General features: G+C 62.1%; 15 protein-coding genes. 4 read left to right on the top strand and 11 right to left on the bottom strand.

The genetic code is table 11. The annotated features are described in order from the left end of the window. Positions 1 to 2: 2 nt before the first annotated feature. From ACIQC5_RS05210 to ACIQC5_RS05180, 7 genes are all read right to left on the bottom strand, one after another. The gene (locus tag ACIQC5_RS05210; RefSeq protein WP_400279029.1) at positions 3 to 1,526 is read right to left on the bottom strand and encodes an FAD-binding oxidoreductase; all 1,524 of its coding nucleotides are present in this window, start codon (positions 1,524 to 1,526) and stop codon (positions 3 to 5) included. A 3-nt stretch (positions 1,527 to 1,529) separates the two neighbouring features. Then, on the bottom strand, positions 1,530 to 3,200 hold the full coding sequence (locus ACIQC5_RS05205) for a glycerol-3-phosphate dehydrogenase/oxidase (protein ID WP_400279026.1): 1,671 nt from the start codon (positions 3,198 to 3,200) through the stop codon (positions 1,530 to 1,532). Between the two features lie 83 nt (positions 3,201 to 3,283). Continuing rightward, positions 3,284 to 4,792 (bottom strand): FGGY family carbohydrate kinase, encoded by a 1,509-nt coding sequence (locus ACIQC5_RS05200; protein WP_400279023.1) that lies wholly within the window; start codon positions 4,790 to 4,792, stop codon positions 3,284 to 3,286. Between the two features lie 22 nt (positions 4,793 to 4,814). Continuing rightward, positions 4,815 to 6,248 (bottom strand): MFS transporter, encoded by a 1,434-nt coding sequence (locus ACIQC5_RS05195; RefSeq protein WP_400279020.1) that lies wholly within the window; start codon positions 6,246 to 6,248, stop codon positions 4,815 to 4,817. 168 nt (positions 6,249 to 6,416) lie between these two features. Beyond that, the gene (locus ACIQC5_RS05190; protein ID WP_400279017.1) at positions 6,417 to 6,902 is read right to left on the bottom strand and encodes a hypothetical protein; all 486 of its coding nucleotides are present in this window, start codon (positions 6,900 to 6,902) and stop codon (positions 6,417 to 6,419) included. Positions 6,903 to 6,939: 37 nt separating this feature from the next. Next, positions 6,940 to 8,307, bottom strand: coding sequence for an MFS transporter (locus ACIQC5_RS05185; protein ID WP_400279014.1), 1,368 nt, complete (start codon positions 8,305 to 8,307; stop codon positions 6,940 to 6,942). 166 nt (positions 8,308 to 8,473) lie between these two features. Further along, the gene (locus ACIQC5_RS05180) at positions 8,474 to 9,211 is read right to left on the bottom strand and encodes an ANTAR domain-containing protein (RefSeq protein ID WP_400279011.1); all 738 of its coding nucleotides are present in this window, start codon (positions 9,209 to 9,211) and stop codon (positions 8,474 to 8,476) included. A 321-nt stretch (positions 9,212 to 9,532) separates the two neighbouring features. Here ACIQC5_RS05180 and ACIQC5_RS05175 point away from each other — a divergent pair, with 321 nt between their 5' ends. Then, positions 9,533 to 10,033 carry a GNAT family N-acetyltransferase gene (locus ACIQC5_RS05175; protein WP_400279009.1) on the top strand — a complete coding sequence of 167 codons (501 nt, stop codon included), beginning with the start codon at positions 9,533 to 9,535 and terminating at the stop codon, positions 10,031 to 10,033. A 181-nt stretch (positions 10,034 to 10,214) separates the two neighbouring features. Here ACIQC5_RS05175 and ACIQC5_RS05170 read toward each other — a convergent pair whose 3' ends face one another. Next, positions 10,215 to 10,904 carry a hypothetical protein gene (locus tag ACIQC5_RS05170; protein WP_400279006.1) on the bottom strand — a complete coding sequence of 230 codons (690 nt, stop codon included), beginning with the start codon at positions 10,902 to 10,904 and terminating at the stop codon, positions 10,215 to 10,217. 67 nt (positions 10,905 to 10,971) lie between these two features. Further along, positions 10,972 to 11,280: a hypothetical protein gene (locus tag ACIQC5_RS05165; protein ID WP_400279003.1), complete on the bottom strand. Its 309-nt coding sequence runs from the start codon at positions 11,278 to 11,280 to the stop codon at positions 10,972 to 10,974. A gap of 404 nt (positions 11,281 to 11,684) precedes the next feature. On the opposite strand from ACIQC5_RS05165, the gene ACIQC5_RS05160 reads away from it, so the two are divergent. From ACIQC5_RS05160 to ACIQC5_RS05150, 3 genes are all read left to right on the top strand, one after another. Further along, complete coding sequence (locus ACIQC5_RS05160) at positions 11,685 to 12,449, top strand: SDR family oxidoreductase (RefSeq protein WP_400279000.1); 765 nt, start codon at positions 11,685 to 11,687, stop codon at positions 12,447 to 12,449. A 36-nt stretch (positions 12,450 to 12,485) separates the two neighbouring features. Beyond that, on the top strand, positions 12,486 to 12,917 hold the full coding sequence (locus tag ACIQC5_RS05155; protein WP_400278997.1) for a VOC family protein: 432 nt from the start codon (positions 12,486 to 12,488) through the stop codon (positions 12,915 to 12,917). 284 nt (positions 12,918 to 13,201) lie between these two features. Continuing rightward, a complete protein-coding gene (locus tag ACIQC5_RS05150; protein WP_400278995.1) occupies positions 13,202 to 14,539 on the top strand; it encodes an amidohydrolase family protein in 1,338 nt (445 codons plus the stop codon). A gap of 146 nt (positions 14,540 to 14,685) precedes the next feature. On the opposite strand, the gene ACIQC5_RS05145 is transcribed toward ACIQC5_RS05150, so the two are convergent. Beyond that, positions 14,686 to 15,684 carry a nucleoside hydrolase gene (locus ACIQC5_RS05145; RefSeq protein WP_400278993.1) on the bottom strand — a complete coding sequence of 333 codons (999 nt, stop codon included), beginning with the start codon at positions 15,682 to 15,684 and terminating at the stop codon, positions 14,686 to 14,688. Between the two features lie 78 nt (positions 15,685 to 15,762). After that, entirely contained in the window at positions 15,763 to 17,214 is a 1,452-nt protein-coding gene (locus ACIQC5_RS05140; protein WP_400278992.1) for an MFS transporter, read from the bottom strand. Positions 17,215 to 17,326: the final 112 nt, after the last annotated feature.

Here is a 17,326-nt window from a genome sequence, read left to right as displayed (position 1 = left end):
GGTTAGAGTCCAAGTTTGCCCGGGTTCAAGATATTTTTCGGGTCCAGTGCCACCTTAACTGCACGGAGAATTTCCATCCCGGCCTCCAGGGAAGCTTCCATGTAGGGTCCGCGAAGCAGCCCAACTCCGTGATGGTGGCTCAAAGTTGCCCTGTGCCGGATGATGACCTCGTTGGCGGCGTCCCACGCCGCTCTGTACCACTGGGCGCGCTGATCCACGTCCACCTCACCGCGTAGGGAGAAGTACAGGCAGGCGCCGTCAACATAGGCGTGGGACTGATGTGCGGAACCGGCAAGGGTTCCCGGAATATTGTTGAGCGCTTCCACCAGCTCGGTATAGATGGCCGGCAAGGACTTCCATGGGCCGATCATCTCCAGGGTGTCAGCCACAAAGCCAGGGCTGGGTTTGAACCCTTCAGCACTCTTGCCGGTCAGGTAACGGGTTTCCAGCCACCGCTCAAAAATGACGTCCCCATTGAGCTTGGTTCCGTTGGTGCCGCAGACGCGCTCACTGATGGCAAAACCGGCGTCCACGGCTTCCACTGCGCCTTCGTCCGCGATCAGCAGGACGTTTGTCTCGGGCAGGCCGAACTGGACGCCGCTTTCCAGCTCGTCGTAAAGCCGCAATGCGGCGGGAGTTGCCCCTTGCTGCATGATCTGGCGGCAGGCCTCCAGCCCGTCGGCAAAGGTGGAGAACCCGTAGGCGATGGCGCGGCCGTAGTCAGGCAGGCGATGGACTTTAAAGCGGATCTTGGTGATGACACCCAGCGTGCCTTCAGAGCCGATAAACAACTGGAGCACATCAGGCCCGACGGCGGCACGGGTGCTGTTGCCGACGCTGACCAGGTCTCCGTTGGCAAGGACCACGTCCAGTCCGTAGACCATGTCCTCGATCTTGCCGTAGCGGGTGGAAAGTTGCCCGGCGCCACGGCATGCGACCCAACCGCCCACGGTGCTGATCGCGTACGAGGACGGCCAGTGTCCCAGCGTCATGCCGTATACGGACTGGATGGTCTCCTCAAAGAGGTCCCCGAAAACACCTGCCTCAACCTCCACGATCTGGCTTTCCTCATCGAAGCCCGTGAACTTATTCAAGCCACAGACGTCAAGCACAATGCCGCCGGCTACGGGCAGCGCAGCACCGGTGACGTTACTGCGCCCAGCCGAGACGGTCACCGGAATCTCCGAAGCGTAGGCAATCCGCATGACTTCCTGGACCTGCCCGGTGCTGGACACGTGCACGATGACGGCTTCCGGAGTTGCGGGCCTGCCACTGGTTTCGGCGATCATGGTGCCCGCCCACCAGTCACGAGTGCCTTCAACGACCTCACGGCTTCCTGTTACGATCCGGTCCGCCACAGCAGCCAGTTTCTCGACAATGTCCTGGGGCACCTTCACCGGGTTGGCTGTGAATACAGGCGCTCCCGCAACCGGTCCCACGGCGGTGGCATAGTGTGGTTGGGTCGGTGCGCCCACCGTGTAATTGCCCCGGTTGTAGCCGCGCTTTAGCGCTTCCTTGCTGATCATGATCTATTTCTCTCCCATCAGGATGGCGCGTTCGTGTTCGGTCTGTTTCTTGTACTCGGCGACTTGGGCGTCGATTTCACTTGCCGGCAGGTCCAGCTCCTTCATCAGCAATTCGCCCACACGGTCTGCGGCCGATGCGGAGGAATCCCGGGCCATGATGCGGGCTCGGGTGCGGCGGGAAAGGATGTCGTCTACGCTTCGGGCCAGCTCATGCCGGGCCGCATAGACCACTTCGGCTTCCAGATAGGGCAGCCCGTCAATGATCGGCCTGCCAAGCGCAGGATTCTCGGCCAGAATGTCGGTCACAAACCTCGCCTCAGTGCCATACCGCTCCCCCAGATGCGAGGCGAGTCCGCCTGTAGCCACTGTTGCTTCACCGTCGTAGCCGGCAGCGCCCAGCAAGTACGCGTCCTTAGTGCCACAGCGGCGCCTTCGCCCGAGAACCTTCTGCGCGGCGTCGACCGTTTGTTCTGCCATGTGGCGCGCCGTGGTGAGCTTGCCTCCCACCACCGTTACCAGCCCGTCGGCGTCGGTACGGATCTCATGGTTGCGTTTTACCTCGATGGTCTTGCCTCCGGGAGGCGCTACCAGCGGACGACAGCCGCCGATGCTGCCCAGAACATCCTGGGGCCCGATCTCCATATTCAACGCCGTTTGAGCCCCCTCCAGGAGAAAGTTCATCTCTTCGCGCGTGCAGTTCACGTCATCCAGATCGCCGCTGTAATCCTCGTCGGTGGTGCCCAGATAGGACGTGTTTCCCCAGCGGGTGATAGTCGCCCGCCGGTTGCGCCCCGGGACCGGGATGGTCACGGTGCAGTCGTTCCGGATCTTGGACCACGGGACGGCGATGTGCACACCCTTCGCCGGGCGGATCTGGGGCGCGTCGACATCCTTGCCCGCGCCAGTCCAGTCACGCAGCCACACACCAGTGGCAATAATGACGACGCCGGCACTCACCTGCAGCTCCCTGCCGTCAGTTTGGACGACGACACCGTTCACCTTGCCGCCCGCGCGGGTGACGTCTGTAACCTTGGCCCCATTCAGCACGGTGGCACCATGAAAAGCCGCTGTTCGCGCCAAGGCCAAGGTGAGCCTGGCGTCGTCGGCTCGGGCGTCGTAGTACATGAAGCCGCCATCAAGGTTTTCTGCCTTGAAGGTGGGGCAATGGGACAGGACCTCATTCTTGGTCAGTTTCTGGTGCAATACCCCCTCACGCCAACCGCCGGCCAGATCATAGGTCCACAGCAGGCTCTCGAAACCGGCGGCAAGCCTCCGATCGAAGACGCCGTCCTGGGACAGGACTGGAAAGAGGAAAGGGAGACGCTGAACCAAGTGGCCGCCGTTGCGGCGCAACCGTTGGCGTTCCAGCAAGGAATGGCGCACCAGGGGCAGATTGCCCTGTTCAATGTAGCGCAGGCCGCCGTGGATCATCTTGGAAGACTTTGACGAGGTGCCGGACGCAAAGTCGTCCTTCTCCAGCAGGGCTACCCGGTAGCCGCGTAATGCCGCGTCCATGGCAGTGTAGGCACCAGTGACGCCTCCGCCGACAACAAGGACGTCGAATTGTCCGTTATCAAGGCGATCAATGTTCTCGGCCCGGTCCAGCCTGAGAGGCGTGTCCGAAACCATCCGGGCGCGGCCGGCCTTATGTTTGCGTGAGGGCAAGGAAATCATGAGTGTTTCTCACTTAGGTGTTCGAGGGAATTCGTGGGAAGAAGTATTGGTCTGTGTCGGGCCGGGGCTGGCGCGTCCACGCGTCAGGCGTGCTTGGCCAGTGCCAACTCGTTGGCAATTCGCGCCTTCCAGTGGGCTCGACGATCCAGGCGTTCAGATTCCCCGAACCGAGGTTCAAAGAGGTCTGAAGGTCCCAAGGACTGGACCGCTTCGGGCAGGGAGTTCCACAGCAGTCCGTCAGCTCCAGCCAAAAAGGCCGCTCCGCGCAGACTTGCAGTTTGCGACGACTCCAAACGACGCATCGGGATACCCGTCAGATCAGCCTGCATTTGAATCAGCGGATCGCTGACGGACATTCCACCCCCCACGGCTATTTCGGTCACGGCGATGCCTGCCACTTCGGCGTTGGCTTCCACGCTGGACGCTACGGAGTGGGCAATGCCTTCCAACACCGCATAAGCCACTTCAGGCATGGTGCTCGCCATGGACAGGCCGGACAATGAAGCCCGGGCATTGGGCTCCACCATGGGTGTCCGGATTCCTGTCAGGGCGGGGACAAAGATGACACCGTTGGAACCGTCCACTGTGGCCGCCATCTTGCTGATGGCTCCGGCGGATTCGAACCAGCCCAACGTGTTACACAGCCAATCAAGGGCAGACCCAGTGGTGGCAGTGAAGGTTTCCACGGCGTAGACGCTGGTGTGGTGACGCCGCCAACCCGTCAGCGTCAGAGTCCCCGGATACAGTCCAGTCTTCGCGGGAAGGCTGCCCCCCGTGACCAGGTCTACAAAGCTTCCTGTTCCGTGGACGCACATCGCCTGGCCCGAAGAAAGCGAACCCAACCCAACCGTGCCAGCGTGCTGGTCACCGACGGCGGCCAGGACTGGCACGGAGATCCCGAGTTTTCCCGCATCCGTGTGGCCCAACATTTCCGCGTCTTGGCGCAGATCCGGCAGCAGGTCCGTCGGGAAGCCCAACGCTTCGATCCACCCCAGTTCATAGGCGTGATCGGCCAGAATGTATGCCCCGGCGGACGTAGCATTGGTGGCCGTCGCCACGTAGCTCCGTTCAGCGGTCAGGCTCCACAGCAGCCACGTCTCGATGGTTCCGAAGCCCAACCTGCCCTCGCGGTAAGCGGCTGACACGTCGCTGGTTTCCCGCAAATGATGTGCCGCCCACAGATAGGGGGAACGCACTCCAGCAGGACGGCCGACCGATGCGACCAGCTTTTGGTCCCAGGATTCCCCCATAGTGGCGAGCTCATCCGCATAACGGCTGTCTTGCCACACCATGGCCGGCACCAGCGCCCGGCCCGTCTCGGTGTCCCAGAGAACGGCTGTGGAACGCTGGGTGGCCATGGAGACCGCTTCAATGGTGGCATTGGCTTCAGCAGCCCGGGCAATGGCCGCCCGGCAAACCTCCACGGTCCTGTCCAGAATCTCGTTGGCGTCCTGCTCCACAACTCCGCTCCGTGGGCTCGTCACTATGAGGTGGCGGTATTCCACGTCATGTACGGTCCCGTCTCCGGTGACCCAGCCTGCCCGTGTTCCGGTGGTTCCTTCGTCGATTGCCAGAATGGCTGTGATGCTCATCTGCGTTTGTCCCCTTTCAGACTTAGCGGATCGCAACAGCCGCTTGGGCTGGTGCGCCCTTGAATTGCGGAGCGTCCGCTTCCTCGTCCGGGCTCACCGTGGCACGCGTGGGATCCCATTTGATGACAGAGCAAATGATGCAGGCCGCCAGCGGAACCAACGCCAGAATGAGGAACGTTGGTCCAAGTCCCAACTGTTCTTTCAGGATGGGGAAGACGAGCAGCCCCAATGCTGCACCTGTGCTGCCCAAGGCGCCGATCACGCCGTTTGCGCCGGCTCGCAATTCGCTACGGAAGGACAGGGTGGAAATGCTCTTGCCGTTGGCTCCGGGTCCTCCGGAATGGAACAGAATAAAGAGGGATGGAACCAGGAATGCCAAGAATACAGGCATCGTCTGATAGAACACGCCCAGAATAAGCAGCATGATAAACACGGCCCCGAAACCAATGGCTGAGGCTTTTCTTAGTCCGAGTATCTTACCGATTTTGGGCGACATAAAGCCCCCCAGGATACCGAACAGATTGAAGACAAGAGCGCCAACAGTGGCAACAACAAAGTCGGAGCCGAACAGAGTGAGGCTGATAATCGGGAGATACCATCCCACAGCGAAGTACTGGATGGACTGCCCCATCTGAACAGTTGCCGCTAAAATTGTGCGTTGCAGATAAATTCCCCGAAAAATGAGTGCCGCGTTGGCGAAACCTCTGTTGGCCATATTCAGGATGGGAGTACGGTCTTCAATGTCAGCAGCAATGAAGGACTGGCCATAAATCCTGGTCATCGATACTGCCGCGCGGTCCAGCAAACCCTTTCGAGCTGCCCATGTGGGGCTTTCAACCATGAAGACCAACTGGGCAACGAACAAAGCCAGAGCTACCACACCGGCAGAGCCGACGGCGTAACGCCAGATGGCATTCCCCGCACCCATGTTGTAGAAGATGATGGCCAGGACCAGGTTGCTGCTCACTGCCGTGTACCAAATACCTTGCCACGTATTGAGTCGGCTCTTGAGGCGAGCAGGGGTGAACTCCGCCAGCACAGCCATCGCGATTGCGAAGTCGATGCCATAGGCGGCGCCTACGAAGAATCGGCCGACCAAAACGAGCTCAAAGGCGGGGGCGAAAGCAGCAAAAGCGGCACCGATCAGGGCCAAAAACTTGGCGAAGACAAGAGGAGGAATTCGCCCCCATCGGTCCGCCATCCAACCACCAATTGGATTGAAAACAATAGCCACCCATGACGCCAGCGACGTCAAGATGGCAATTTGCGTTGCACTCAATTGCAAATCCCGGGTCATAGGGCCTAGCCCGGCACTGAGCGCGGAATTGGAAAAGGCATCCAGGAACAAGCCACCCAGAGCCAACCACCAAATGACACTGGCACGACCCGAAATTTTGGGGCGGGCATCGATATATTGCACCACGTCGTGCACACCGCGAAGAACTACGTTGGACATCCGTCCGACCTCTCTGTCGGGAAACCAATTCGTCAGAGGTCGCAAGCCAAACAAAAAAAGGGCAGATTGGAACCTCCAACAGGAGGTCTCCATTCTTACCCTGACTCAAGTGAGTTTAGTCACTACATCTTCCCCAGCGCAACCCGCAATCTTCGGATAGGCAACCCGCTACGCAAGGTGCCAAACCTCGGTGGGCAGTACCAACCGTGTCGTTCGGCCGGTCATTCGGTCGAACGACAGGGACCCGAACAACCGGATATCTGTTTGGTGTCTAAGGAGGATCACGCACTCCGCCCCAGCAGCTTCCAGAGCAATCGGCCTGAAATCATCCCCTGATCTACCCCAGATAGCCATCGATAGTGGGAAGGCCAGTTTCACGAATCCAGGAAATGAGAACGGTATGCGATCCAGACTCAAGGTTGAATCTTCACCACCGAGGCGCATGCGCATGGTGGCCGGATCAAAGCTACTGCGTTCACCGGTTTGGACGTTTTCACCTTGCCAAGAAAAGGCTCGGGGATGAACCGAAATTTTGTGCTGTTCAGTTTGGGCACCACACATCCATGTCGACGTTGCCTCGTAGTGCGTGCCGTCTCCAGCGCCGATAACCAGTCCAATGGCTTGGGCCAAGTCTTCAGGTGATGTGGGCTTCACACACTGACCCTACCCCGACGATCAAAAGAGACCAGCTCTAGACCGCAGCAGGCCTCCGCCACATCACCGCGAGCACCAGCACCACTGCGCTCAGCCCAAGCATCACCAGGACCATCAGCCCCCAGTTCGCCTGGTTCACTCCCGAACCGTAGAGCACTCCGATCAGCACGGTGGCCGTGATCGCCCCGAGGTAGCGGCACGTCTGGAAGATCCCGGACGCCACTCCCCTCTCGCCAGGCCGGGCTGACACATACAGACCTTGGTTGGACGCGGTACTGACAATCCCATACGGCACACCCATGAGCGCCGTGATCACGAATACGAACGGTGCCCACAAAGTCATGGTGAGGAAGCCGAGCGCACCAGCCGAAACAACCAGAATCAGCACACCGGTTATCAGCACCGAACGCACGCCGAACCGCTCAATGAACCGCACGGTCAGCGGCGTCACCACAACCGACAACGCCGCAAGGGGCAGCATGAGCAGGCCCACCACGCCGGCGTCGTAATGGCCTGCTTCCTGAAGCAGTTGCGGAAGGCCGAAGAACGCAAAGTAGTAGACACCGCTGAAGACGACGAACAGCAGGTAAACCAGCAGCAACGGCCGGTTCCTACCGAGCAGGCGAAGGTCCAGGAACGGCGGGCTGAAACGCAGTTCGCGCCACGCGAAGAGGGCGCCGACCGCGATTGCGACACCGAGCAGCCACCAGCGGTAGCCGGGAAAGACGTTGAGCAGGGCCATCATGGCGAGCATCAGCGAGGTGACGAACGCGAGGATACCGGGTATGTCCGAATCGCGGATCAGCTTCCCCAGCGAACCCGTCTCACGGCCCGTATCCGCAGGCGCCACTTTGTACACCAAAAACATGGCGAGCAGCGCGATGGGCACGTTGATCGCGAACAGTGCTTGCCACCCAACCAAACTCACGAGGAGACCGCCCACCACCGGCCCAACGGCAGCCGCCGAGGTGTTCGCCATCTGGATCCGGCCCAGCGGACGCGTCGACGGCAGCTTAGCCAACTTGCTCAGCTCGGTGACCATCACGACGGCGGAGGGGTAGGCCGTCGCAGTTCCCACAGCCATGAGCGCGCGAGCCACGCAAACCAGCGCGAAGTTGGGCAGGAACGGGGCGATCGCGCAGGTGACCGCGACCAACGCCATACCGAACATGAACAATCGGCGCGGACCGAAGCGATCGGCAAGACGGCCCATGAGCGGTTGGCCTGCGGCGGACGCCAGGTAGAACGATGTGATCACCCAGGTGACGGTGGCGACGTCGAGCGCGAAATGCTCGCGCAGCACCACCAGCGCGACGGCGATCATGGACGAATTCAGCGGGTTCAGCGCCGTCCCGAGGCTCAGCGCGGCGATCGCGAGGCCGGGACGGGGTCTATTGTTCGTCACCCACCCAAGTTTGCTCCATGGTTGCCTCGGGTCACGAAGCGGGACCGCAGGGCGGACGCCATTGGCCGGTGATTGCCCTACACAGGTGGGTGCCTGGTGGTGGGCGTCCGGGTCCGCAACGCCGTCAAACTCGTGTGGGAGGGTGCCCTGCGGCGATAGGTTTCCGTCACGCCTCGAAGTGAGTAGTGACCTTCCCCGCCGACACGGCCGAGATAATCGACCGCGCCAAATGCCGAAGCTTGACGTTGCGGTTGCTGGAGGCGGTCCTGAGGATGGAGAACGCTTCTTCCTGGCTACAGTGGTTTTGCGCCATGATCGCGCCAACGGCCAGGTCGATGACGGTCCGGGACTGCATGGCTGCGGCGAGGTCATTCCGGGCATCACTGAGTTGGGCGATCTTCAGGGCGAGGCGCAGCGACTTGGAGGCGTGCGATGCGAAAACCTCGGCACGTTCCACGTCGCTGTCGCTGAACGCCTTGGTCTGCTCTGCGTAGAGATTCAGGGCCGCGCGCGTATCCCCCTCGACCATCAACGGGACGCTTAGGATGGACCGGAGCCCCTGATGGGATGCTGCTTCGACGTAGTCCGGCCAGCGGTGTTCGCGCAGCAGATCCGGTACCAGGACGGACGTCAATTTGTCCATGGCGGTCAGACAAGGACCCTCAAAGGTATTTTGCAGTTCATCCATGACGCGGGCCCGGTCATCGCTGCTGGCCGCCGTTGCAGCCTTCTTCCGGCGCAGGACTGTGATGCCGCAAAACACCGGAGCGTGGGGATGCGAGAGGCTTTCGGCCGAGAATCTTGCGAGATCGCTGAGGAAGACCTCGACATCTTCGCTACCCAGGACAAGATCCAGAAAGTATCCGTTCTGGAGAGCTTCCTGCTCGGGGCGGGGGTTGACCATGTGGCACGTTCCTACTGACTGAAAAGCATCCCCAGCAGACAGCAAAGGAGCGAATAAAGCCGCCCTCTGCAAAACGGTCTGAAGACACCTTATCGTCCAACGATCAACGGTACAAAGTGCGGCATGGAACGCCTTGGAACGGCGTTGCGTGACCGTCTCCCGCAGTGGGTCTTGTTGCGGCGGCTCTGTACCTTCGTGACCCACTTTGAAGTCCAAGCGGCCGCAAATCAGCCACATTTGGTTGCAGAACGGCCCACCGGAGTTCAAAGGGGGTCAGGAAGGCACACGACAGGTCGCTTCTGCTGTCGATATGCTGTGGAGATGCTTCCCAAACCGACCGCCCGGCTGCGGTTCCGGGAGATGTCGCCTGCCGATCTCGACGTCATGGCCGCCCTGCTGGGTGACCCTGACGTCATGGCGTTCTACCCGGCTCCAAAGTCCAGGCCGGAAGCAGCGCAATGGATTGCGTGGAACGAAGCCAACTACGCTCGCCTCCGCTACGGCCTATGGATCGTGGAAACGCACGACGGCGAGTTCTTGGGCGACTGTGGCCTGACCTGGCAGGACGTCAACGGGCGCTCCGAGCTGGAAGCCGGCTACCACCTGCGGACGCCTGCGCAAGGACGCGGGTACGCCACCGAAGCTGCAGCTGCCTGTAGGGACTTTGCCAGGGAAGTCGTGCGTGTTCGTCGATTGGTGGCCCTCATCCATCCAGACAACACCCCCTCCCGTCGGGTGGCCGAACGCATTGGGATGACGCACATTGAGGATGACCACCACGGATCGATGGTCCGTACTGTGATGGGCGTTGAGCTGGGCTGAATCCGGGGGTGTCCGGAGCAGAATCGAACGCGGACTCTTCTGGAAGTGGCGGGTCCGTCGATCGGCCCCGTGTCTTGGTGACCTACTTTGGAGCCCAAGCAGGCCAAAACACACCCAATTCGGTTGCAAAAACGGCCAACCGGAGTTCAAAGAGGGTCAGGAAGTAACGGCCACCTACTCTTCAAGCGATCCGCGCGTCTGTATCAGGGTCTTTCCGGGCATCGATCATCCCGGCGATCTTCTCTTCCAGTGCGGCCACCGTAGCTTCCGGCAGGACAATCAGGCCATCCAATTCCTTGCGGGCCCGCTTGTAAGCGGTTTGCCGTTCGGCCGGAGTAGCCGCGGCGTCCTCCGCGATCCGCAACAGCTTCCTGGCGGTCGCGAGGCGTTGCCGCTCTGGGCCGGTGAAGTTGCTGTCTTTGATCCGTTTGGCTTCCCGCTCAGCAATTTCGAAGGCGACTTCAAACCTGTGCACGGCGGTTCGATACTCAGCCAGTCGGGCCGGCGTCGTGATGTCCTTGGAAGCGGCGGGCCTCAGGCCGTCAGCCTCTTTCTTGGCCCGCAGGAAGTCGACGGTGAGTGGCTCCCGTACGTCTGACATGAAGGGGAAATCTATCAACTTGCCGATGTCGAGTTCGTAGTCGAGCCATCGTTGGTTGACGGAATCGTGGGTCGCCACGAGTGCAACAACTTCGGCTTGGTTGGCATGTTCCACCGCGGCGAGCTGATGACGGAGCTTGAGTAGCTCGACCTTGCGTTGATGGTGGCGTTCGCTTGCCCTGGACAGCGATTTGGCCCATCCGCCGGCCACGCCGCCAAAGACGAAAATGAGCCACCAGTAGCTCCCAAGAAAGTTGAAGAAGGGTTCCACGGACTCATCCTCCCACCGACGCGGACCGTGCCTCAAGGAAACACCGACGTGCGCCGAGTGGAGAACCTCAGTTGGTGATGGTCAACGGCTCAATTCGCATGGCACAGGAAGCCCGTTCCAGGTCAACGTCACCGCGACCCACCCGGTTGTTCCTGCCCGTGTCATCACACCAGTCCACGGCATCCGGAACTGCGTGCACAGATGCCATTCCTACAGCCATTTGGGGCGGGACCTCGAAGGTGTAGGAGAACGCGCCGGCGTCGGTCATCGGGGCTGTCGTGTGGACGACCTCGGTCCCGGCCGAGTCGGTGACAACAATGAGGATGGCCGCGTTCGAGCCATAGCGGGGATCACAGGTGGCCTCAGCCGCTTTCACTGTCACCTTCTCGCCGGGCTTCGCGCTCGACGGGCTCACCGAATAGGGAGGCGGCATACAAGGCGGCGCCGCACCCCAGTAAGAATTGCAGCCGCTGGCAACCATCGCGAGGAGCATAGCGGCAGCGAGGGACACGGAAGCTCTCCGAATTCTTTGATGTGAGTGCAACCCCATCCCTCATTGTTGCCGCGTTCCCGCCGGGCAAACACGGCCAGCCGGGATTCTTGCCCGGATCGTTAGCGGCTGCCGGACGTCATAACGAGACGGTAGCCACAGACGGTCTTAGCCCGCGCCTGACCAGTTGAGCATTAGAGGTTCTTACTGTTCACAACAATTTACGTAAGCTAACCTGACTCACTAGGTAGGCTCCTTCTGAGACATCATCCCCTCTGGAAGGACAACCATTGCCCATCACGAATGACCACAACGTCGTGGCATCCCCCGCATCGTCCCAGCCACTCAACGTCGTGGTTGCGGGCTCCACGAGTGCCGCCGGCCAAGCGGTGGTCGCCTCGCTGCTCGCCACCGGAGCCCGCGTGGCCGCCGTCGACGTCGATGCCGCACGTTTGGAGGCACTCGCTGCAGCGCACGACGGCGTCATCCCCTACACCTGCAACCTTGCCAATCCTGAGTCTGTAGAGAAGCTCGCCGCGGACGTCCGCAACGACCTTGGTTCCGTGGACGGACTCATCCACTTGGTGGGTGGCTGGCGCGGCGGCGAGGGCATCACGAGCCAGACAGACGCTGACTGGGACGTCCTGCACACCAGCATCATGACGACGCTCCGGAACACCTCGCGTGCGTTCTACTCGGATTTGGAGGCCTCGCCTCGCGGACGCCTCGCCATCGTCTCGGCGACGGCGGCTGCCAAGCCCACCGCTTCCGGCGCCAGTTACGCAGCCATCAAGGCGGCTTCCGAAGCCTGGGTTCTGGGCGTTGCCGACGGCTTCCAGGCAGCCCAGTCCGGCCACAAGACCGAGCCGAAGGAACAGACATCGGCAGCGGTAGTGTTCGTCGTCAAAGCGCTTTTGGACGACGCCATGCGGGAAGCCGCACCGCAGCGAAAGTTCCCTGGCTACACGCATGTCAATGAGCTCGGCAACCACGTTTCGGCCCTCTTCACCGCTCCGGCTTCCCACCTGAACGGCGCCCGTCAGCACCTGAGCTAACTTCCGGCGTCGTACCCTGCAACTAGCATGTCCCGTATGGACCAGCGACTGCATTTCATCACGTTTGCCACGGCGGATCTCGACCGAGCCCGCACGTTCTACAAGGACGGGCTCGGTTGGGACCCACTCATGGACGTGCCCGCCGAGATCATCTTCTTCCAAGTCGCGCCGGGGTTGGTGCTCGGGTTGTTCGATGCCGAGAAGTTCGACCAGGATCTGGCCGCTGGCACCAAAACCGACGGTGTCAGCGGCGTGACGCTCTCGCACAATGTGGACAGCGAGGACGAGGTGACCAGCACCATCGCAAAGCTGGCGGCGCTGGGAGCGACCGTGCTGAAGCCCGCGCAGGCCGGCGCCTTCGGCGGCATTTTCCACGGACACGTCCAGGATCCGAACGGCATCGTCTGGGAGATCGCGCACAACCCCGGCTGGCACATCGACGACGACGGCACGGTGGTTTTCGGATGAGCCCCCTTCCTATGACATTCGCCGAGGACGTCATCAACCAAAGTGCCCGCGTCCAGTTCGACACGTTCGTGGACGAGCACCGTAGGGCCCTAGGCCCTTTACCACCCGCAGCGAACTCGCCTCCATTTTCACAACAGCAGGTTTGGCATACCAAAATGGCAATCGCGCAGACCCTAATTGTCAAAAATCCTTGCCTGAACGAGCAGAGTAGGGCATTCTGGAATACCAAATGCTGACCGCGCCTCCCCAGCGGCCCCAGCAGTTCGTTCCACAGGAGTACAACGATGTGCCTTCACGATCACACCTCAGCACCCAAACCCCAAGGTGAACTGCCGCGGCGCGGCATCCTCGCCGGAGCTGCCGCACTAGCCGGGATCTCCGTGGCTGGCATTGCCGCGCAACTGGCCTCCGCGCCGGCCGCACGGGCGGACACCACCCCGTCCAGGCCGAACTACCCTGGCAATCCGCTTCCCACCCAGGCGCTGATCATCGAGGGCGGAACCGTGGTGGACCCGAGGACCGGCGACGCTGTGGCAGACGGTGTGGTGGTCCTCGACGGCGGCAAGGTCACCGCCGTCGGAAGCCGGGACGAAACGCGGAAGGCAGTGGCCGCCGTCGCCAAGCGCGCCCGGGTACTCAACGTTTCGGGCCGCTGGGTACTTCCAGGACTCGTGGACGCCCACGTTCACGCCAATGCACTGGCCGACGCCCGCATCCTCCTCCAAGGCGGAGCCACCAGCGTCCGCAGCGGTTCGAGCACCTTTTACCAGGACATCGCCCTCGCTGCATTGCCATCGTGGGCGCCGGGGGTCTCGCCCCGCATGACTCCGGCAGGCCTGTTCATCTCACCGGATCAGGGAGACTCCCTCTTGGCTGATCCGGATCTGGCCCCATTGGCCACACTGAGCGGTGGGATCAAGGAGCCCCAGGACCTGGCCTACCTCACCCGCGTCAACATCAAGCGCGGCGCCGAGGTCATCAAAACCCGCGCCAACCCGCGGGCGGGCCTCCCCGAGCAGGACCCCCGCGAGCTGGTCTACAACGTGGATCAGATCGGAGCGATCGTCAAGGCAGCGAAGGGTGCCGGTGTCCTGTGCCACGCCTACAGCGCGGAAGGCATCGATGGCGCAGTCCGTGCCGGGGTACGGAGCATCGAGCATGGTGTGTTCATGACGGAAATGACCATCGACGAGATGGCCAGGCGCGGCACCTTCTTCACGCCCACCATGGATGCGATCACCAGCATGGCCAACTCCGCCAACCCCATCCTGGCCGCCCGCGGCAAGGAGTACACGCCGATCCTGCAGGCCGCGGTTCGCGCAGCCAAGGACGCTGGCGTCACGATTGTGGCAGGTACCGACTCCTTCGGAACGGACGTGACGCCGATCGGCACGGAAGTGCGGTTGCTCGCCGAAGCCGGGCTCACACCGCTGGAAGCACTGCAGGCCGCCACCACGAACGCCGCCCGTTTGCTGGGACGCGGCGACAGCGTTGGACGACTGGTGCGTGGCTCCATGGCCGACGTCGTGGTAGTGGACGCAGATCCCCTGACTGATGGTTCGGCCTTGGAAAAGGTCAGCACGGTGATCGCCCAGGGAGCGGTGGTCCGGACGAATCTCTAGGTTCCGTTTCGGAATCGCCGCAAGTGCAAGGCGGACGAACCTCTCGGCGAGGGCGAAACCCGGGGACGTACGCGTAGCCACGCAAAACGCGAACGACGACGGCGGGCCGCTGCCGCCGTCGTCGTCGCACTGTCCATTCCCGCCACTTAGGCGACGGGAGCGGCCACCTGTTCTTCGGAAAGCCAGGCTGCCTGCATGGTCCCGAGCAGGTGCGGCGCGAAGTCCTCACCGAGCTCCAGCACCACCTGGCAACGCGCGCCTGACTGTGCCGGGAAACCGGCGTAGAGCCCGCGGAGGTCGCAGACCGTTTGGCCGCGGCTCGGACCGTTGGTGGTGTCCACTGCCACGCGAACGGTGGGTGCGACGGCCAGTTCCACTCCCCTCACGGCAATGGCTGCGGCCAGGGGGTCGTGCATCGCTGAACACGCGCGACCGAAGATGTCGATGTAGAAACCGAAGTAGTAGCCGAGCATCTCGCCCAGCGCCTGGGAGACCGGGTGCTCGGACGCCAACAGTTCCTGGCGGTGGGATTCCTCGAAAACGTTGGTCATGGTGACATCCAGCGGCACCAACGTGACGTTCCAGCTGGCGGCCAGCACTTCCGCCGCGGCCTCGGGGTCGTTGGCAATGTTGGCTTCGGCCACGGGCGTGATGTTTCCCGGAGCCATGGCAGCACCACCCATGATGGTGATTTCAGCGACGAGTTCGGGCAGCTTCGGTTCAAGGCGGAGGGCCTCGGCAATGTTGGTCAGCGGACCGATCGCCACTACGCGCAGTTCGCCGGCGTGCTGGTGTGCCAGCTGGACCAGGAGTTCGGCAGCCGTTGCCTCGATGGGCTCGCGGTCGGAGGTGGGCAGGTCCACGCCGCCGATTCCGTTATCGCCATGAACGTGCGGGGCACCGCCATGGAAGGTGCCCACCTGCGGATCGTGCGCACCGACGGCCACGGGGATGTCCGGGTGGCCTGCCAGGCTGAGCAGGTCAAGGGTGTTCCGGGCACCACCGGCTGCGCTGATGTTGCCGCTGACAGTACCGATGCCCACGAGCTCGGCACGCGGAGATGCCAGGAGGTAGGCGAGGGCAAGGGCGTCATCGATGCCCGTGTCGCAGTCGAGGTAGAAGGGGGCGGCGGTGCGCTGGGTCATGGTCTCTCGTTTCAGGTTTAGCGGGCTGTTGTGAAGCTGGGGTGGGCGGCACGCAGAGCTGCGTGCCGCCGTCGTGCGTTAGATCTTTTCGCCCTTGGGGGCGGCAATGAACAGGCTGACGATGAAGGCCAGGACGGTGATGGACACCGAAATCCATAGGGCTGCAGAGTACCCGGCGGCGGTGCCTTGGCCTGCGAACGGTGCCACAACCACGACGCCGAGGCTCGCCCCGATGCCGAAGGAGGCGCCGTTGATTCCCGGCAGCGCGGCCGGTGCTTCCTTGGGCGAAAGCAGGACGGACAGTCCATTGATAGCGGTCAGGAAGAAGCCGTTGTAGAAGATGCCCAGAGCTGCGATGGCGATGAGGACGGCAACTTGGTTGTCGGCGAACAGGGCAGCCGCGATGGCGCAGGCCAGGCTGGTGGCGGTACCGACGCGGACCGTCTTGATCCAGCCGCGGCGGTCGGCAATCCAGCCAGCAAGCGGAGCTGCGAACACGCCGATGAGTGCTGCCGGGGTGAGGAACAACAAGGCTGCGACCGAGGCAGGCAGACCGAAGCCGTTCTCCTTGTCCTGGCTGAGCAAAACGACTGTGAAGTTGATGATGGCGAAGATGCCGGCGAGTGTCAGGACTGTGGTGGCGATGACCGGCCATACCTGGCGCGAACGGAGGTGGTGAACGGCGACCAGAGGCGTGGAGCGCTTCTTTTCAATGAGCCAGAAGGCCGTGAAGGACGCGATGCTGCCGGCCAACAAGCCAAGCGCGGACGGCGAAAGCCAACCGGCCGAGGAACCTGTGGACACGAAATACGTGATGAACACCAGGAACACGGACAGCGAGCCTGCACCCCACCAGTCCATGCGGCCGGGAGCCACGGCGGACTTGCCGCCGGGAACCACCTTGATGACACAGATGGCTGCGATCGCGGCCAGGACCAGGACGGCAACGAAGATCGACTGGAAGCCGAGCGTCTCGGCCATAAGCCCGCCGAAGTACCCATCAACACCGCCGACACCACCGTTGATGGCGGCAATGATGCCGATCGACGTGCCGAAGAGTCGAGCGGGAAGGTGCTCGTTGAGGACGATGTAGGAGAGCGCGAAGATCGCGCTGGAAACGCCCTGCATGAAGCGGCCGGTGACCAGCAGCGGCAGGTTCGGCGCGAAGATACACAGCACCGTTCCTGCACCCATGATGCCGAGGACCAGGAGCAGTGCACTGCGGCGGCCGATGAAGTCGCTCCAGCGTCCGATAACCGGGCCCGAGATGGCGCCCGCGAGGAAGAACATCGACTGCACTTGCGCCACGGCCTCGGGAGTTTCGCCAAAGAAGGAGCCGATGTGCGGGAGCGCAGGGGTGATCATGCTGGCGTTCAGCTGGAACGACAGTACGGCCAGGACCAGCGTGGTGATCAGCAAGGCTGCTGCCCGGCCGCCTGGACGCTTGTCATCTGCCGTAACGCCTGATGCCACTGCTGATTCGGCCGGGACCGAGGGCTGCGGTTCCACCGCTGTGTTGGGGATGTTCACATCAAACTCCTTTGTCCGAGGGCGCAGGGTGGCGCCACGAGATGTGAGTTGTTATACAAGCATGTATTACGAGCTTGTGCAACCTGTCACACTTTTCGGATACAGTGTGCGT

Source organism: Paenarthrobacter sp. NPDC092416, assembly GCF_044755025.1.
In the GTDB taxonomy this organism is placed as follows: domain Bacteria; phylum Actinomycetota; class Actinomycetes; order Actinomycetales; family Micrococcaceae; genus Arthrobacter.
Note: the sequence above shows the minus strand (reverse complement) of the source record. Positions and strands in the feature narration are given on the sequence as shown.